20 protein-coding genes are annotated in these 15,923 nt (G+C 58.4%); 6 read left to right on the top strand and 14 right to left on the bottom strand.

Features of this window, described 5'->3' with window-relative positions; all coding sequences use genetic code 11:
* Positions 1-387 precede the first annotated feature (387 nt).
* Genes flhA through GKC28_RS10920 form a run of 4 tightly spaced genes read left to right on the top strand, consistent with a single transcriptional unit; the run spans position 388 to position 4,740 of the window.
* Positions 388-2,481, top strand: coding sequence for a flagellar biosynthesis protein FlhA (flhA, locus tag GKC28_RS10935; protein WP_174146922.1), 2,094 nt, complete (start codon positions 388-390; stop codon positions 2,479-2,481).
* On the top strand, positions 2,478-3,257 hold the full coding sequence (locus tag GKC28_RS10930) for a flagellar biosynthetic protein FliR (protein ID WP_174146921.1): 780 nt from the start codon (positions 2,478-2,480) through the stop codon (positions 3,255-3,257). Before flhA ends, GKC28_RS10930 begins: the two co-directional genes overlap by 4 nt.
* The gene (locus GKC28_RS10925; RefSeq protein WP_039184420.1) at positions 3,254-4,345 is read left to right on the top strand and encodes a flagellar biosynthesis protein FlhB; all 1,092 of its coding nucleotides are present in this window, start codon (positions 3,254-3,256) and stop codon (positions 4,343-4,345) included. Before GKC28_RS10930 ends, GKC28_RS10925 begins: the two co-directional genes overlap by 4 nt.
* Complete coding sequence (locus GKC28_RS10920) at positions 4,342-4,740, top strand: hypothetical protein (protein ID WP_174146920.1); 399 nt, start codon at positions 4,342-4,344, stop codon at positions 4,738-4,740. The genes GKC28_RS10925 and GKC28_RS10920 overlap by 4 nt, the downstream gene beginning before the upstream one ends.
* 77 nt (positions 4,741-4,817) lie before the next feature.
* Here the strand turns inward: GKC28_RS10920 and GKC28_RS10915 are convergent, their stop codons facing one another.
* Genes GKC28_RS10915 through GKC28_RS10875 form a run of 9 tightly spaced genes read right to left on the bottom strand, consistent with a single transcriptional unit; the run spans position 4,818 to position 9,384 of the window.
* On the bottom strand, positions 4,818-5,312 hold the full coding sequence (locus tag GKC28_RS10915; RefSeq protein ID WP_174146919.1) for a flagellar basal body-associated FliL family protein: 495 nt from the start codon (positions 5,310-5,312) through the stop codon (positions 4,818-4,820).
* Between the two features lie 8 nt (positions 5,313-5,320).
* The gene (gene flgH, locus GKC28_RS10910) at positions 5,321-6,061 is read right to left on the bottom strand and encodes a flagellar basal body L-ring protein FlgH (protein ID WP_174146918.1); all 741 of its coding nucleotides are present in this window, start codon (positions 6,059-6,061) and stop codon (positions 5,321-5,323) included.
* Complete coding sequence (flgA, locus tag GKC28_RS10905) at positions 6,061-6,483, bottom strand: flagellar basal body P-ring formation chaperone FlgA (RefSeq protein WP_174146917.1); 423 nt, start codon at positions 6,481-6,483, stop codon at positions 6,061-6,063. Before flgA ends, flgH begins: the two co-directional genes overlap by 1 nt.
* Positions 6,483-7,268 carry a flagellar basal-body rod protein FlgG gene (gene flgG, locus GKC28_RS10900; RefSeq protein ID WP_039184415.1) on the bottom strand — a complete coding sequence of 262 codons (786 nt, stop codon included), beginning with the start codon at positions 7,266-7,268 and terminating at the stop codon, positions 6,483-6,485. Before flgG ends, flgA begins: the two co-directional genes overlap by 1 nt.
* A 10-nt stretch (positions 7,269-7,278) precedes the next feature.
* Positions 7,279-7,995: a flagellar hook-basal body complex protein gene (locus GKC28_RS10895; RefSeq protein ID WP_174146916.1), complete on the bottom strand. Its 717-nt coding sequence runs from the start codon at positions 7,993-7,995 to the stop codon at positions 7,279-7,281.
* Complete coding sequence (locus GKC28_RS10890; protein WP_039184413.1) at positions 7,995-8,267, bottom strand: flagellar biosynthetic protein FliQ; 273 nt, start codon at positions 8,265-8,267, stop codon at positions 7,995-7,997. Before GKC28_RS10890 ends, GKC28_RS10895 begins: the two co-directional genes overlap by 1 nt.
* Before the next feature lie 3 nt (positions 8,268-8,270).
* The gene (gene fliE / locus GKC28_RS10885) at positions 8,271-8,567 is read right to left on the bottom strand and encodes a flagellar hook-basal body complex protein FliE (RefSeq protein ID WP_174146915.1); all 297 of its coding nucleotides are present in this window, start codon (positions 8,565-8,567) and stop codon (positions 8,271-8,273) included.
* Between the two features lie 22 nt (positions 8,568-8,589).
* Positions 8,590-8,982: a flagellar basal body rod protein FlgC gene (gene flgC / locus GKC28_RS10880; protein ID WP_174146914.1), complete on the bottom strand. Its 393-nt coding sequence runs from the start codon at positions 8,980-8,982 to the stop codon at positions 8,590-8,592.
* A 12-nt stretch (positions 8,983-8,994) separates the two neighbouring features.
* The gene (locus GKC28_RS10875; RefSeq protein WP_174146947.1) at positions 8,995-9,384 is read right to left on the bottom strand and encodes a FlgB family protein; all 390 of its coding nucleotides are present in this window, start codon (positions 9,382-9,384) and stop codon (positions 8,995-8,997) included.
* Between the two features lie 88 nt (positions 9,385-9,472).
* Between GKC28_RS10875 and GKC28_RS10870 the strand changes: the two genes are divergently transcribed.
* On the top strand, positions 9,473-10,801 hold the full coding sequence (locus GKC28_RS10870) for a FliI/YscN family ATPase (RefSeq protein ID WP_174146946.1): 1,329 nt from the start codon (positions 9,473-9,475) through the stop codon (positions 10,799-10,801).
* Positions 10,802-11,525: 724 nt separating this feature from the next.
* Here the strand turns inward: GKC28_RS10870 and flbT are convergent.
* The 5 genes from flbT to GKC28_RS10845 form a co-directional block, all read right to left on the bottom strand.
* The gene (flbT, locus tag GKC28_RS10865; RefSeq protein ID WP_019295212.1) at positions 11,526-11,930 is read right to left on the bottom strand and encodes a flagellar biosynthesis repressor FlbT; all 405 of its coding nucleotides are present in this window, start codon (positions 11,928-11,930) and stop codon (positions 11,526-11,528) included.
* Positions 11,931-11,932: 2 nt separating this feature from the next.
* Positions 11,933-12,304: a flagellar biosynthesis regulator FlaF gene (gene flaF, locus GKC28_RS10860; protein ID WP_019295211.1), complete on the bottom strand. Its 372-nt coding sequence runs from the start codon at positions 12,302-12,304 to the stop codon at positions 11,933-11,935.
* A gap of 78 nt (positions 12,305-12,382) precedes the next feature.
* A complete protein-coding gene (locus GKC28_RS10855; protein WP_039184407.1) occupies positions 12,383-13,192 on the bottom strand; it encodes a flagellin in 810 nt (269 codons plus the stop codon).
* A gap of 203 nt (positions 13,193-13,395) precedes the next feature.
* Complete coding sequence (locus tag GKC28_RS10850; protein ID WP_174146913.1) at positions 13,396-13,755, bottom strand: flagellar biosynthesis protein FlgN; 360 nt, start codon at positions 13,753-13,755, stop codon at positions 13,396-13,398.
* A complete protein-coding gene (locus tag GKC28_RS10845) occupies positions 13,748-14,041 on the bottom strand; it encodes a rod-binding protein (protein WP_174146945.1) in 294 nt (97 codons plus the stop codon). The genes GKC28_RS10850 and GKC28_RS10845 overlap by 8 nt, the downstream gene beginning before the upstream one ends.
* A 127-nt stretch (positions 14,042-14,168) precedes the next feature.
* Between GKC28_RS10845 and GKC28_RS10840 the strand changes: the two genes are divergently transcribed.
* Positions 14,169-15,920 carry a flagellar hook-length control protein FliK gene (locus tag GKC28_RS10840; RefSeq protein WP_174146912.1) on the top strand — a complete coding sequence of 584 codons (1,752 nt, stop codon included), beginning with the start codon at positions 14,169-14,171 and terminating at the stop codon, positions 15,918-15,920.
* The last annotated feature ends 3 nt before the right edge of the window (positions 15,921-15,923 follow it).

Here is a 15,923-nt window from a genome sequence, read left to right as displayed (position 1 = left end):
GGATCTGATAACACTTTGTCAACCGCCGGCCGGTAACGTCACAAACGGGTGAATCCTGATTTGGAACGGGCAGAATGCCGGACAACTACATACTCCTTGGCCCGAACGGGCTGTCTCAGTGCGCAGAGGCCGCAGGATGCAGAGCCGATGCAGGCGCGCGAGCGCAATTCAAACGTCTCTTCACAGCAATCTTGTTCCTCCGCTCGTCCGCCGATCGGACCGGGTTTGCTATTAAATCATTGCGGATTGCATCCAGTCTGATCCTTTCTCTGCTTTGGTCGCCAAAAGATAAATGCGGATCTGTTTATGCGAGAACCAGGCCGCATACAGGATTGCTCGACCGGCCTTCCAGCTCGATTGGCAATAACAATGCGCGAGGCGTGAACTGTGCCTAAGCTTACGACAGAACAACTTTTTAGTCCGACGGTGCTTCTGGCACTGGCTCTGATGGCGATCATCGTGATGATGATCCTGCCGATGCCAGCCTGGGTCCTGGATGTTGGCCTAGCGGCCTCCTTTGCGCTGGCCATCCTGATTTTTACAATCACGCTTTTCATCGAACGGCCGTTGGATTTTTCTTCCTTTCCAACAATTCTTCTGGCGTCGCTGATGCTGCGATTGTCGCTGAACGTGTCCTCGACCAAACTGATCATCGGGCAGGGTCATACTGGCACTGACGCGGCGGGAGGTGTGATCGAGGGCTTTGCCCAATTCGTCATGGGTGGCAGCGTTTTCCTGGGCCTTGTGGTGTTTGGCGTTCTCTTGATCGTCAACTTCATGGTGATCACCAAGGGTGCTGCACGGATGGCCGAAGTGGGCGCCCGCTTCGCCCTGGACGGGATGCCGGGCAAGCAGCTGGCAATTGACGCTGACATGTCGGCAGGCGCCATCGACCACCAAACCGCTAAGGAACGCCGGGAGCGCGATCAGCAGGAAACCACATTCTTCGGCTCACTGGACGGTGCCTCGAAGTTCGTCAAGGGTGACGCGGTTGCCGGCTTGCTGATTACACTTCTGAACCTAGTGATGGGTCTGATCATGGGCGTCCTGGTCCATGGCATGCCGGTTGGCAGCGCGTTCGAGACCTATGCCATCCTGACCGTAGGTGACGGCCTTGTATCGCAGATCCCTTCGGTGATCATTTCCATTGCGGCAGCATTGCTGCTGGCCCGCGGCGGCACCACCGGCTCAACGGATATTGCCTTGTTCGATCAATTCGGCCGCCACCCGGCTGCTCTGATCACAGTTGCGGTACTGATGGTGCTGTTTGCTTTGGTTCCGGGTCTGCCGTTCCTGCCCTTCGTAACCGGCGGTGGCGTACTGGGCTTCGTTGCTTACCGGATGGCCAAGAAAAAGAGGGACGATGCGGAAGCCGAAATCGAGGAAAAGATCGAAGAAGCCTCGGATCCGTCGGCATCCCGGCCTCTGGGCGATATTCTGGATCTGGACGATCTGCATCTGGAGTTCTCGCCGGACCTGGTCAGCATGGTACTGGATGCCGGCACCGGGCTGGATGCCAGGATCGCCAATATGCGGTCTCATATCGCCACCACGTTCGGCCTTATCTTGCCCGAAATCCGGCTTACAGATCAGCATGACCTGGAGCGGGGTACGTATGTGATCAAGGTACAGGGCGTCGAGCAAGTCCGCGGCACGTTGCATCCGGATATGGTTCTGGCGCTGATGCCAGACAATCATGACGCGCTGCCGCCGGGAACAGACGTCACTGAACCGGTCTACGGCGCTCCGGCCCGCTGGATCTCTGCCAAGTCGCAGGAACAGGCCGCGCTGGCCGGCGCAACTGTTGTCACACCGCCGGAAATACTGGCGACCCATCTTCTTGAAATCATCAAGCAGAACTTCTCCCGCCTGCTGACACTCAAGTCGCTGCGCCGTCTGCTGGATGAAATGACACAGCTCTCAGACGGTTTCCGGGCCGAGGCAAACCGCAAGCTGCTGGATGCGCTGGTGCCGGACAAGGTGCCGATGGATACCTTGCACGCAGTGCTGCGGTTGCTTCTGGAGGAGCGGGTTTCGATCCGCAATATGCCGCTGATCCTTGAATCGATTGCCGAAGCACGGATGCATACCACCCAGCCGGAGCTGATTTGCGAGCATGTCCGGCAACGTCTCGGATTCCAGCTGGTCGCCGAAATGAAGCGTGAAGACGGCACCATTCCTCTGATCCAGCTGGCGCCGGAGTGGGAAGACAAGTTCTCGACCTACCAAGTCGATTCACAGGGCGCAGGGCTGGATATCGCCTTGCCGCCGGACTTGTTCAACAGGCTTGCAGACGGGTTGAGCGACAAGCTTGGAGCGATCACTGATCAAGGGATCTTTGCTGCCGTTGTGACATCCACCCGCCGCCGCCGGTATCTGAAAACGATCCTGAAATCGCGTGGCATCACAAATCCGGTCCTGTCCTTCGAGGAAATCGGGCTGGAAGCGCGGCCTGCCCTGGTTGGGATGGTCCAAGCATGAACCTGAATTTCCTGCCGCCGGAGCTGGTGCTGCTGTTGGGGGCAGGATTCTGGCATGCGGCAATCGTTTTCCTGCGGGTGTCGGCTATGGTTTCGGTGCTGCCCGCAATGGGGGAGCTTTATGTTCCCACCCGCGTCAAACTGGCGATCGCCGTTGCGTTTACCTTTGTGGTGGCGCCTGCACTGTCGCCCTTTCCCGAGCCGGACGGGGTTATGGATTATGCGCGGTTTGCGGTGACCGAGGCAATTATCGGTTTGGCGCTTGGCGTGGGCGCGCGCATGTTTGTTCTGGCGCTTCAGACGGCCGGCACGATGGCTGCGCAAAGCACCTCCCTGTCTCAGGTTTTGGGCGGTATCGGTGCTGAACCCATGCCCGCCCTTGGGGCTGTGCTGATGATTTCCGGCGTGACCCTTGCGGTCATGATGGGGCTTCATGTCCGCATTGCCGAACTGCTGATTGGATCCTACCAGATGTTTCCCGCCGGTCAGTTCCCTGCCGCGGCCGGACTGACAGAATGGGGCGTGTTTCGCGTGTCGGAGAGCTTTTCCATGGCGTTCACGCTCGCAGCACCCTTTGTGATCACCGCCGTTATCTACAACCTGGCGCTCGGTGTAATTAACCGGGCAATGCCACAGCTGATGGTGGCGATGGTCGGCGCGCCGGTTATTACCTTTTTCGGGCTGTTTATCCTGATGGTCGGCAGTCCCATGATTTTGGATGTCTGGACCCGGGCCCTGATGACTTTTCTTTCCAACCCCGGAGCCGGAATGCCATGAGCGGTGAAGACGACGATTCTGATAAGTCATTTGAACCGACGGAACAGAAACTCCGAAAGGCGCGTGAGAAGGGCGAAGTTGCAAAGTCCACCGACCTGTCCGTGGCAGCTGCCTATCTGGGGCTTATTGTTGCCTTCTACGCGACAGGAAGCGCCAGTGTGGAGGGGATGGGAACCGCGCTGATGGCTTTTCTGGATCAGCCCGACCGGCTGGCGCCGCTGTTCTTTGACGGCGGGTCCGCAACTGCACCCTCAGGTGGCTTTGCAAGCAGTCTGCTAAGGCCAATTTTGCCGTGGTTCCTGGTGCCGTTTGCATTGGTTCTGCTGTCAATCATCGGCCAGCGTGCCATGGTCTTTGCGCCCAGCAAGCTTGAACCGAAACTGTCGCGTTTGTCGATCATATCCAATGCCAAAAACAAGCTTGGCCGCGCCGGGCTCTTTGAGTTCCTGAAGAGCTTTGTGAAGCTGGTGCTCTATTCCGTTTGCCTGGGTGTTTATTTGAGCCATCGGCTCCCGGATATGATTTCGTCCTCCGGCACCGGGCCGCAATCGGTCGTGCTGATGCTGTCGCAGCTCGCGCTGGAATTTCTGTTCCTGGCTCTCGTCATATCATTGGCGATCGGGGTCGTTGATGCGGTTTTTCAGCATGCTGAACACCGCCGCAAAAACATGATGTCGCGCAAGGAAATCCAGGACGAGATGAAGGACGCCGAGGGCGACCCGCATGTGAAGGGCAAGAGACGCCAGCGCGGCCAGGAGATCGCAATGGGCCAGATGCTGGCCGAGGTGCCGAATGCCGACGTGGTGATCGTCAACCCGACCCACTATGCGGTTGCTTTGAAATGGAGCCGCGAAAAGGGTGCTGCGCCGGTTTGCGTTGCCAAGGGGGTTGATGAAGTGGCTGCAGCGATCCGGCGTGTGGCCAATGAAAATGCGGTGCCGATACACAGCGACCCGCCCACTGCCCGGGCTTTGCATGCTGCGGTCGAAATCGGTGACGAGATTTTGGAAGAACACTATGCGCCGGTTGCGGCGGCAATCCGCTTTGCCGAGGAAATGCGAAAGCGCGCCAAGGGGAAAATCACATGAAGCAGAAGATGCTCGACCAGATGGCGGCGATAACCGCTGCGCAGTACATGCAGGAGCATGCAAAAGTCCAGCCTGTGCTGGCGCGGGAAGCGGAGCTGCGCGGCCAGATGGCCAAACTCAATGAGCAAGTGCAGGCCGCGCGGGAACAGGCAAGCAGCGATCACGCGATGAAAGCTTTGGGTGCAGATCTTTTGTGGGAGGGCTGGCACTCCCGCACCCGGCGCCAATTGAACATGGACCTCGCCAAGGCGACGGCTCAGAAGCTGAGGATGATGGATCAATTGCGCACCACATTTGGCCGTAAGCACGCCGTGGAAACCATGGCGGCAACCGAGCGCAAGCGCCAGAAGGCTGCGCAGGCGAAAGCGTTTATGGACAGGCTGCTGGACAGCTGAAACCACTGGGTACTTTTCAAACACAGCAAGGGCCGGTCTTGCGGAACCGTCCCTTTTTGCCGTGAGATGCAGACTGGTCAGACGTCCTGACGGGAGATTTCCATGATCAGGACGTCGTAGATCCCTTTGCCGACATGTTTCTGTGCGGCCTCACGCAGAGCGGTACGCAGCGGCTCAAGAACGTCAGAGCGCGTGAATGCCCCGCGGAATCCGCCCATGTTTGCATGGTCAAACAAAACTTGCAGAAAGACATCCCGCAGTTTGGGTTCATAGGTCCGTATTTTTTCGCTGGTGCCTTTGGCTGTTTCCAGGCTGAGCGAGATCACCACAAGGGAGGTCAATTGGTCGCGATCAACAACCGGCACCACGAACTGGTTGTTGATTTTGACGTATTCGCGCAGATCCTCTTCGCTTTCCTCGGAGTGATCCTCTGCAGCGGCGGGGACAGGTGCCGCTTCAGCAAAGACGGCGGCGTGGTTTTCCTCAGGTGCGGGCGCCAGCATAATGCCGGCGCCGATGCCGCCTGCGGTTCCGATGATCAGCAAAATGACTGGCAGAAGTTTGGACAGCATAACAACCCTCAGAACGGCAGGACAACGTCAAGCAACTGCTGACCGTAGCGGGGCTGCTGCACATCGGTGATTTGGCCGCGGCCGCCATAGGAAACCCGGGCAGAGGCGATCTTGTCGTATGTGATTTCATTCTGGCGGCTGATGTCCTGAGGCCGGACATAGCCGGTGACCAGAAGCTCCCGCAGTTCGAAATTCACCCGCAACTCCTGGGAGCCGCTGATTGCCAGAACCCCATTGGGCAGCACGTCGACAACGGTTGCCGCGACCCGCAATTCCAGCTTCTCGCTGCGTTTGACGGATCCCTTGCCGCCCGAGGAACTGGAGCTGCCAAGCTCAACCGCGTCAGCGGATGACGCGCCGTCCGGGAGTTTCTCATCCAGGCGTTGCGGCAGGCCAAGCAGTTGCGGCATGTTCATGCTTTCGGAGCCTGAGCGCGACCGCTGTGTGTCATTGGAAATCTCCGCTTCTTCGTCGATCTCGATCACCACGGTCAGGATGTCGCCGCGCTTGATGGCGCGGCGGTCTCCGAGCAGTGACTGCTGAGAACCGCTCCATAGCGAGGAGCCATCAACGGTGCGCCGGGTCTGGGTTTGCGCAGGCAGACCCTGGTAAAGCATTGCAACATGCTCTGGCGACTCATTTGCCGGGGTGAAGGAGGGCGCCTTACCCAAATGATCCATCCGGCCGCAGGCCCCCAGCAGGGCGAGGCCAAAAAGCAGTGGTTTGACGGGAGAGAATTTCTTGGACATCAGTTTACCTCAACAGAGCCGTCTTGAGCGATACGGCCGGTGACGGTGGTGCGGGATGAAAGATTCATGACACGGACAGCCTCGCCGGCAGCTCCGCGGCCAAGCGCACGGCCTTCTGCGGCGATGGAAAGTCCGCCCTGGCGGAAAATCAGCGTCACCAGGTCGTTGCGTTCAACGATAGCGGGCGGGCCAATATCACCCGCGCGCAAGGGCCTGCCTGCATAAAGAGCCACGCGCGCCTCCATACCGATAACCTCTGAAGGTTCCGATAGCGCGCCAAGGATTTCACCTTTCTTCAGCGCCAGATCTTCAGCGTTCACAATTGCTTTGGCGCGGATCGTACGCGTCGGAACCAGGTAATCCGCCCAGGCAGGCGGGGCACAGAGCGCGGTGGCAGTCAGGCAGGCAAGGACAAGTTTCATCAGCGCACCTGTGTGGTTGCGCCCATCATCTGGTCGACGGCGGAAATGACTTTGGCGTTCATTTCGTAGCCGCGCTGGGCTTCGATCAGTTCGGTGACTTCCCTTACTGCATCAACCGAACTGGCCTCCAGGTACCCCTGGCGGAAAGTGCCCAGCCCGTCTTCGCCTGCGGTGGACACACTGGCGGAGCCAGAGGCTTCGGTTTCGGTGAACAGGTTGCTGCCAATTGCTTCAAGCCCTTTGGGGTTGGTGAAACTTGCAAGTGAAAGCTGGCCCAGAAGCTGGCCTTCGGTGGTTTCATTGAAATATCCGTAGACTTCACCCTCGGCATTGATCGAGATACTGGTGGCATCGTCAGGGATCGTGATTTCTGGAGAAACGGCAAACCCGTCGGAAGTTACAATCAAGCCCTCAGCGGTGCGCTTCAGCGCACCATCCCGGGTGTAGGCGCTTTGGCCGGAGGGCAGGGTCACTTCCAGGTAGCCTTTGCCGTCGATGGCGACATCCAGGTCGTTGTTGGTCTGCTGCAGCGCACCTTGTGCCAAATGCACCGATACCGCAGCCGCGCGTACACCAAGCCCCACCTGCACGCCGGTTGGTAGCACCGTGCCGTCGGAGGCATTTACCGTGCCGGCCCGCGAGATTTGCTGATAGTGCAGGTCGGCGAACTCGGCACGCCGCGCGTTGTAGGCGGTGGTGTTCATGTTTGCGAGGTTGTTGGAGATGGTCTCCACCCGCAGTTGCTGGGCGCTCATGCCGGTCGCGGCGATCTTCAAGGCACGCATCTGGATTCTCCTAGGTCTTGATCAAGTTCTTGATGGCATTGCGGATGCGCTCGTCTTCCGATTCCAGGAAGCTTTGGCCCATCTCATAGGCGCGCTGTACTTCGATCATCCGGGTCACCTCGGAAATCGCGTTCACATTGGAACCTTCAAGGAAGCCTTGCAGGACACTTGCGTCAAGCGTTTCCTCGATTTCACCTTCAACGCGGAACATCACCCCGTCTTCGCGCACCAGCGCGTGGCTCTCCACCGGCTTGAAAAGCCCGAGCTGTCCCAGCAGGCGGCCGTTTGCACTGATCGACCCGTCGGCGCCCACTTCGATCTTGCCGGCATCCGGAGGCACAAAAACAGGTGCGCGGCCTGCGTCCAGGACCCGGTAACCATCCATGGTCACAAGATCGCCGGCGGAGTTCGGGGAGAAGGCGCCGGAACGTGTCAAACGCTCGCCCTGAGGTGTTTCGACCATGAAGAAACCGTCGCCTTCCACCGCGAAATCGAAAGTGCCGCCGGTTTTAGTAAGCTGACCCTGCTCCATGGAGGTGTTGAAGATGTTCGCGCGTGACATCGACAGTGACTGCTGGCCGGGAGCGGACTGTACAAATTCCGAGAAAATCAGCCCCTCCTGGCGGTAGCCAGTGGTGGCGGAGTTCGCGATGTTGTTCGCGATGACACGCATTTCGCGCATCAGCCCCGATTGCCGGGAAAGTGTGGCGTAACCTGCGGCTTCCATTAAAAACCTCCGGCAATCATCGGAACAATGTGGCCATTGAAAAAAGCCACAAGGGTTTGTGTCATGAAGCCCATCGTCATCCAGAACACGACAATGATCGCTGTAAGCTTGGGCACAAAGGTCAGTGTCATTTCCTGCACCGAGGTCAGAGCCTGGAACAGGCCGATGGACAGGCCGACAGTCAGGGCGACAACCAGAATCGGTGTCGACATTGTGACGGCCGCCCACATTGCCTGGCGCAGGGTGTCATAGAAGAGGCTCTCGCTCATCATGGCTCAGACCGGCATTCTCAGGATTTCCTGGTAGGCTTCGACCACCTTGTTGCGGACGGTGACCGCGGTCTCAACCGCCAGTTCCGTCTGCGCCAGCGCCTGCACGAGGGCATGCGGATCTGCCTGCGAGGTCATAGCTTGCACGGAAACTTGCTCGCTGCTCTGCAAGGTCGCTGCAAAGCTCTCGAAACTTTCCTTAAGACGGGCGCCTGCATTGGCTGCCTCATGGTTCGGGTCGGCCTTCGTGGCAGGGCGGGCTGCGGCGTAGCCGCTGGCGGCGGAAAGACTGCGAATATCCATTCTGGATCTCCAAAAATTTCGGTTATCGTCTCAAAAGGTCCATAAGCGAGGCTGACATCGAGCGGGTTTGCTCGAACATCTTCAGGTTGGCCTCGTAGCTGCGCTGGGCTTCTCGGGCATCAGCGATCTCAACCATCAGATCGACGTTTGAGCTTTTGTAGTGCCCGGTTTCGTCTGCCAGCGGGTGGGAGGGGTCATAAACCTCCTCCAGGTCACGCCGGTCCAGGGTAACCCGGCCAGTGCGCACGTGCTCGACATCTGTTTGCAGATCGCGAACAGCTTCAAAAGGCACTGTCTTGCGGCGGTAGCCTGGGGTGTCGGCGTTGGAGATGTTCTCGGACACATGGCGCAGCCGGGAGGCCTGGGCCTTAAGGCCGCTTGCGGTAACGGAAAGGGCTCTGGAAAATTCACTCATTGCTCATTCCCCTCAAGTCTTGCCCAGGCTTGCGCGCAGAATGTTCATGGAGGATTTGTAGATCGCCATTGCGCGCTTGTGCTGCCTTGCGACCTCGACCCCCTTCAGCAATTCTGTCTCGACAGAGACCGAGTTGTCATTGGGATCGCTGCCAGCATCCGTTGAGGTAACAGCCCAGTCCATGCCGCTGCCTGCAGCGCCATTCAAATGACTGCCGCGGGACGCGATCATGCTGGCTGGGCGGGCGCCGGCGGCAAAAACTTCTTTGAAGGGTTTGATATCTTTGGCGTGGTAACCCGGGGTATCGGCATTGGCGATATTCTGCGAAACCAATGCTTGGCGTTTGCCGGCATGGGTTGCCATGGAATAGGCAATTTTGAATACGTTCAATTCTGTGAACACCAGGGCTTCTCCCTCGATCGATTTCAATCAAGGCTTAACCCCGATTCCTTTAGAAATTGTTTTCAGGACATCAAGGGAGGCCGCTGCGATGAAAGCAGAGCTGCAAGCACTGACCCGCCGAATTGCCGGCAAACGCCTGGTAACCCAAGTCGGGCGGGTGACCGGGATTTCGGGTGGTGAAATCGAAATCACAGGGCTCGCGGCTGTGGCACGCATTGGCGACCGGCTGGTGTTGCGGCGCGGTCCTCAGGATTCGCTGAATGGCGAAGTTCTGAAAATTAGTGGCAGTAATATCAGTATGTTGCCTGATAGGGCGCCGGATGGTGCTGCCATCGGTGATCCGGTTTTGCTGCATCCGTCACCGGAGTTTTCTCCCAGTGATCATTGGATTGGCCGGGTCATTGATCCCTTTGGAGAGCCGCTGGATGGCCGTCCCATGCTGCCTGGCTCCACGCCCCGCGACCTGATGGCGCCTCCGCCCAAGGCTGCTGGCCGGCGCTCAATGGGGGAGCGGCTGGCCACTGGCCAGGCGGTACTCAACACGATTCTCCCGATCGTGCAGGGGCAGAGGGTAGGCCTTTTTGCGGGTTCCGGTGTCGGCAAGTCCTCCCTGCTGGCCAAATTGGCTCAGAGCATGGAGGCCGATGTCGTCGTGATGGCACTTATCGGGGAGCGCGGGCGCGAGGTGAATCACTTTGTCGAACAAGTGCTGGGACCGGAGGGAATGCGCCGCGCTGTTGTGGTGGCGGCAACATCCGATCAGTCTGCCTTGGTTCGCCGCCGCTGCGCCTGGGCTGCGATGACCGTGGCGGAGCATTTCCGGGACCAAGGCAAGAATGTCCTGTTTCTGGCTGACTCGGTCACCCGTTTTGCAGAAGCGCACCGGGAAATCTCCGCAGCTTCAGGGGAAGCTCCCGCACTGCGCGGATACCCGCCGTCGGTGACCCCGTTGATCACCGGTCTCTGCGAACGTGCCGGACCGGGCGGGGATGGTCAGGGTGATATCACTGCTGTTTTCAGTGTTCTTGTGGCTGGTTCAGATATGGATGAACCGATTGCTGATATCCTGCGCGGTGTTCTGGACGGGCATATCGTTTTGAACCGCGAGATTGCCGAACGCGGGCGGTTTCCGGCGATTGACGTCTCCCGTTCTGTCTCGCGCAGCCTGCCTGCCGCGGCCTCCGCCGATGAGAACACAGTCATTCAGGATGTGCGGAAATTCCTGGGGGCCTATGAGCAGTCCGAGGTCATGATTCGTGCAGGGCTTTATGCCGAAGGCAATGATGCCGTGCTGGACCAGGCGGTGAAACTGTGGCCGGAACTGGATGCGTTCTTTGGCCGCGAGGATCCAGAGGGAATCACCAGCAGCTTCAACCGGCTTACGCTTTTGTTGCGCCGCGCCAAGGCCGGGCGCTGAATTTCGGCCATGTCCGTACAGAGATGACTGGAAGTCAGGCTCAGGAACCGTTCCAGTGGCGTGTATCCTGCCAAGCCAACGATCTGCGCTCCATTTGCCATCCGGAAGTGAACTGACACCGCGGTGTGCTTGGGTCTGCGAAGGCCGTTTACGGGCCAGGAGGCGACAGTTGCCGTCCTTTCTCAATCGCTTTCAGCTGTTCTGTCGGTAGCAGGCGTGCAGCGACAGCCGGAACGCCTAAAGCCATTTGGACAGTGCAGCAAATGCAGCTCTGCCAGCTGTGGCGATTTCTTGGGGTAGAGACGGCATCTCTTAAGCAAACTTCGTAAGGCCGTTTTTTTCGGCCTGAAACTTTGTGATGCGTCGCCAGGAGTTTTAACAGCTGCGGGAAAAACTGAATGGCGGCGAGTTCGGAACCATGAATCCTGCGCCAAATGTTCGCCTCAAAATGTTGCTTGCCAAATTCGGATGCGCTGTGCGGCTGGCCAGAGCAGAATGCTTCTGGCAGGACTGTTGCCGGACCGAAGGCACCGGCCCAAGATGTCAGGTTCGCAGAAGGCTGCAAACTCCTGAATTTTGCTGAGTGTCAGGTGTGGCTTTAGACACCAATACTGCCTGTGTCCTTGGCAAGCTATGTTTTCTTGCGGCGTGAAACTGCCTTCAGAATGGGACAAGCAGGGAAATTTAAACCCGCCCTGGCATCGGTTGCCGGGGCGGGCGGGATTTAGGACGGCCGGACTGCAAACAGACGGTCTTCACGCGGCAGTAATGTGCGAAGAGCTTTCAGGCAGCGGTAATGGTTGTTGCTGATCAAGGCGTCAGTAGCCTCGGCGATGGATGAGCGGCTGTCCGGGTCAGTAAAGACCTGGCTCAGCTCCTCGATCCGGCGCAGCATCGGCAGGCGTTCTTCTTCGGGGTCGGCATCACCTGACAGTATCAGCTGTGCCGCGTAGCACACCCGGCGCACAGGTGTGTTGGCTTCTTCCGGATGGATTGCGTCGCGAAGACGCAGGATGTTGGCGTCTGGAGTGACAATCGAAAGGCGGCTGCGGCGGTCGCCGTTTTCAATCACCGCACCATTTACCAGGACGCGCTCCTTTGGGGCTAGTTTCAGGACAAGTCCGCTCATATTCAGGATGCTCCGCTGCGGAGGCCACGCATGATGGCCGTATTGATTTCCACCAGCGGCCGGACATCGGCCTTGCGCTGAAGCACTTTGGTGGTGTGTTGTCTCGTGAATTCTCCCAGTTCGAACAAGTTCTGTTTGAGATCATCCGGCAGGGGATTGCCCTTCGAAGCGATGTCTACTGTGAAAATGGACCAGAGTTTCCGGTTGTCGTTCAGGGCTGTCGCGAGCTCGTTGAACCCGCCGCGGCCTTTTTGCGTTGCCGTGATCATCCTGCGGGTGATACGGGCAATCACTTCATACTCGAAATTCTTAGCTGTCCGGGTCGGGGTCTTTGCCGCCGAATAGGCACTCTTCGCCTTCAGAAGGGCATTCACGTGTTTTCCTAACGTATTATTCTTCAGGTTCTCTGAGAGGGGAAGACCGGGGCGCCATCAGCGCCCCGGTAAGGGCTGTTAACGGAACAGCTGCTGCAGGGTCTGCGGCGCCTGGTTGGCGATGGAGAGCGATTGCACCGCCAGCTGCTGCTGGGTCTGCAATGCTTTCAGCCGGGCCGACGCTTCTTCCATGTTGGTGTCTGCCATGGTGCTGACACCGGACTTCAGCGAGTCGGTCAGTTTCGACACGAAGTCGTTCTGGTCGGACAGGCGGTTACTGTCCGCACCCAGCTGGGCCGCGCTGTCGATCGCAAAAGTCAGCAGGGCTTCGATCTGGGTCAGAACGTCCGCAGCGTTGGCGGAGGTCAGAGTGTCGATGTCGCTGGTATCCAGAGATGCACCGGTGTCGATCGCCGAAACGGTGATCACATCTCCGGATGCACTGATGCCGCCGAGAACGTCAAGCTGCGAAGTCACAGCAGTGTCAAGCAGGTTGGCACCGTTGAAGCTCGCGGAGTCGATGATCGATTCGATCTGTTCCTTCTTCTTGGCCAGGTCAGCCTCGATCTTGTCGTGGTCAACGTTCTGCGAAACGCCGGCAACTGCCAACTCGCGCATTTCCTTCAGGGTTTCAACGATCTGCTCCATGCCGGAGGAGGCGACAGCCACGGTTGCTTCGCCGAAGTTCAGGGCGTCGCCCACGGCTTCGTAGGCCTGGATGTCGGATTCCATGGTTTTGGAGATGGCCCAGACAGCGGAGTTGTCCTTCGCCATGCCGACCTCTTTACCGGTCGAGATCTGGTTCTGGGTTTCTTCCAGATTGTTGTTCACGGACTTCAGGGTCTGCAGAGCAACCATTGCGCCGTTGTTGGTCAGAATGCTGGTCATAGCTTTTTCCTTTAGCTGCGGGGCGCTTTGGCCCCTGAATTACTTGCCCCTCCGGGGCGCTGTGTGACGTCTTTCTGACTGTGCGTTCCACCGTCCGGTTTCCGCGCCACCCTTCATCAGGTGCAAGGCGACTTTGGCGCAGGATTTGCTAAGGGAGTGCTAATGGCGGCATTTGGTTCTTTAGAATTTTCCCCAAATTGCTCTCAGGCCCGTTTTTCCAGTTTGGCGCCGCTACGGGTGCCAAAGCGGGTTCTGCGCCCGGACTGATCGTAGACGTCCAACCCTTTGCGGATACGGCGCAATTCGGCCATCCGAGCGGCAACCGACCGGATTCCATTCATGGCGCTGTCCAGGAGATCCTGGTTGCGTGTCAGCTTCGACTGAACCTGCTCCAGCGAGTCTCGTTCGAGTTCCGAAACGGAGTTCAGCTTGCCGATGATTTTTTCTTTTTTTGCGAGCAGACCTTCCAGCTTGGCCAGGTCGCCTGCCATAAGGGCTGTCCTTTCCTGGTCAAGGATCTGATCCAAATCATCAATGAGTTGTTGCGGGTCCGTGTTAGTCACCTTGGGTCTCCTTCAATGCGTGATAAAGTGATTCGGCCAGGCCGATGCCGCCGGAGCGGGCAATCTGGTTGGCTTGTTCGCGGATCAGAAAGCTGGAGAATTGCTCTTCGCCTGCACCGCCGCCAAAGGCTTCGCTGGCTTCGCCGAGACCGGCGGACTTCAGCATTTCAGCAAGAAAGGATGCTTCCAGCTCAATGGCAGCCTCGCGCAGCGGATCCTTGTGTGCGGGCCGCACCGGGGCAGTAGAAGATGCGCTTTGCAGGGGGATAGGCAACAAATCTGTCATGTCCGGTTCTCCGGTTGGTCCTCGAATTCCATCGATTTTTCCGAGACTGCGCTGCAACCGGTTAAAATTGCCGTAACTGCTTTGGGCTAAGTGTTTGCGAGTCGAGATAGAATGTCTGGAACAGAACATGATGATGAATTCGATCCTTGGTATTGAACCTGCTTCCGGTGGGAAGGCGGCGTCTGTTCCAACGGGAAATTCAGAAAAATCAGATGGTTCCAGCGATTTTTCGGATTATTTGACGGCGGAGCCGGACCAGAGCAAAGAGTCCGCTGCAGCCCGTTTGTCGGATGGCGAATCTACTATTCCGGAATCAGCAGAAGAGACGGAAGCGAAGTCTGCTGGAACGGCCAGCAACGAAGAAAGTTCTTCTGAAGGGGACGAAAAGACTACGCCGGCCGCATCGTCTGAAGAGTCTTCTGAAGCGGATCCCGATATTGCTGCTTCTGTGCAAGAAGCGGCTGAAACCATTGTTGCAGGCGTGACAGAATTGGCGAACCAAGCCCAAGCGGAGGGCACAGTCAGTGCCGCGCAAAAGGCTGAAATTGCAGATGCTGTTGAAGTAGCGAACACTGCGGCCAGCCAGACCCTGCAGGAGAACGGAAGCCGACAGGCAGCCCTTTCCACAGGCGAGGCAGCGACAGAAGAGGCACAAACAGCTGCACATGGTAAAACCGCTGCGCAAAGTGATGTGAAGCCGGCACCGGCAGACCGGAAGGCTGGTCACAGCCAGCCTGCCAATTCGCCGAAGACTGACATGAGGGCTGAAGCCGCCCTGGCTCAGGAACCTGAACGCCCTGCCGATAGCAGGCAGCCCCTGCAAGAGCTTCATTCGGCTAAGGGTAAGGTCGCTGTCCCCGGCAGTGCAGCCGCAGTTCCGGAAACTGTTGATGGCAAGAAGGCGGTTGCGGCGGAAAGTGCTGGCAGCCGTTCTCAGATGGAGGCTGCAGTAAAGAAGGGCACACAGACCCGCAGCGGTTTGCGGGTCAGCGAAGCCGCTGAGAGGGCTTTGGCGGCCAAGGCAGTCTCCGGATTGCCAAATGAGAAGGCGGTTGAACAAATGCCGGTCCGGCAGCCCGAAGGTGTAACCCGGGCCGTTGCCGCTGGTGCACAAGGCGCGGTGCAGGTACTCGCGACCGGTTTGCCATTGTCAAGGGAGACATCACGCAATTCGGAACCTGGTTCCGTCAGCATCAAGGTTTCGGAGGATATTTCGGCGGAAGCCCTTGCAGAGGGAAAACCGGGTTCAGGGATATCACGTACCGGCCAGTTCAACATGGTGCCTGCAGTTCAGGCGGCCCCGCAGGCTTCGGTAATGTTTCAGCCGCTGTTGGCTGCTGAATTGACAGAAACCGCCGGCGAGGCTGAATTGCCGTTTCCTGCGCTTGGGCTTTCGGGAGAGGCCCCGGGCCTGAGCCAGCTTCTGACCGAAGCTTCGTTCGGCTCGCACTCCGTGCACCGGCCGGAAATGCCCCGTATGATTGCAGCCCAGATTGCCGAAGCTTTCGCTGCCAAGGGCGAACAAAAGGTTGAGGTGAGCCTGAATCCTCAGGAATTGGGACACGTCAAAATGCGCGTGGTGACCAGTGAAACGGGCATTACGATGATCATCCAGACAGAGCGCCCTGAGACCGGCGATCTCATGCGTCGCCACATCAATGAGCTGGCCGAGGAATTCCGCCGCATGGGCTACGAGGACATTTCGTTCGAGTTCAGCGGCGGCCAGGCCGGCAGCGGTGGAGAGGGCGGCGGTACTGAGGAAGGTACCGGACAAGCCGGCGGAGCGGCGGATTCACGGACCCGCGGTGCTGAGACCGCCGGGGAGCAAACAACACAAAACCTCCGGCTTGGATCGGCCGGCGTGGATATGAGGGTTTGACCA

The organism is Leisingera sp. ANG59 (assembly GCF_013317235.1).
In the GTDB taxonomy this organism is placed as follows: Bacteria; Pseudomonadota; Alphaproteobacteria; order Rhodobacterales; family Rhodobacteraceae; genus Leisingera.
This window is presented reverse-complemented; position numbering and strand designations above follow the sequence as displayed.

Excerpts from the sequence above, each read along its gene's own strand:
- flgC (WP_174146914.1), bottom strand. The coding sequence starts at position 8,982 with ATGAGTGAATTTTCCAGAGCCCTTTCCGTTACCGCAAGCGGCCTTAAG.
- fliE (WP_174146915.1), bottom strand. The coding sequence starts at position 8,567 with ATGGATATTCGCAGTCTTTCCGCCGCCAGCGGCTACGCCGCAGCCCGC.
- GKC28_RS10890 (WP_039184413.1), bottom strand. The coding sequence starts at position 8,267 with ATGATGAGCGAGAGCCTCTTCTATGACACCCTGCGCCAGGCAATGTGG.
- GKC28_RS10915 (WP_174146919.1), bottom strand. The coding sequence starts at position 5,312 with ATGCTGTCCAAACTTCTGCCAGTCATTTTGCTGATCATCGGAACCGCA.
- GKC28_RS10925 (WP_039184420.1), top strand. The coding sequence starts at position 3,254 with ATGAGCGGTGAAGACGACGATTCTGATAAGTCATTTGAACCGACGGAA.
- GKC28_RS10930 (WP_174146921.1), top strand. The coding sequence starts at position 2,478 with ATGAACCTGAATTTCCTGCCGCCGGAGCTGGTGCTGCTGTTGGGGGCA.
- flbT (WP_019295212.1), bottom strand. The coding sequence starts at position 11,930 with ATGAGCGGACTTGTCCTGAAACTAGCCCCAAAGGAGCGCGTCCTGGTA.
- flgA (WP_174146917.1), bottom strand. The coding sequence starts at position 6,483 with ATGAAACTTGTCCTTGCCTGCCTGACTGCCACCGCGCTCTGTGCCCCG.
- GKC28_RS10895 (WP_174146916.1), bottom strand. The coding sequence starts at position 7,995 with ATGGAAGCCGCAGGTTACGCCACACTTTCCCGGCAATCGGGGCTGATG.
- flgG (WP_039184415.1), bottom strand. The coding sequence starts at position 7,268 with ATGCGTGCCTTGAAGATCGCCGCGACCGGCATGAGCGCCCAGCAACTG.
- GKC28_RS10840 (WP_174146912.1), top strand. The coding sequence starts at position 14,169 with ATGATGATGAATTCGATCCTTGGTATTGAACCTGCTTCCGGTGGGAAG.
- flgH (WP_174146918.1), bottom strand. The coding sequence starts at position 6,061 with ATGTCCAAGAAATTCTCTCCCGTCAAACCACTGCTTTTTGGCCTCGCC.
- GKC28_RS10855 (WP_039184407.1), bottom strand. The coding sequence starts at position 13,192 with ATGACCAGCATTCTGACCAACAACGGCGCAATGGTTGCTCTGCAGACC.
- GKC28_RS10920 (WP_174146920.1), top strand. The coding sequence starts at position 4,342 with ATGAAGCAGAAGATGCTCGACCAGATGGCGGCGATAACCGCTGCGCAG.
- GKC28_RS10870 (WP_174146946.1), top strand. The coding sequence starts at position 9,473 with ATGAAAGCAGAGCTGCAAGCACTGACCCGCCGAATTGCCGGCAAACGC.
- GKC28_RS10845 (WP_174146945.1), bottom strand. The coding sequence starts at position 14,041 with ATGACAGATTTGTTGCCTATCCCCCTGCAAAGCGCATCTTCTACTGCC.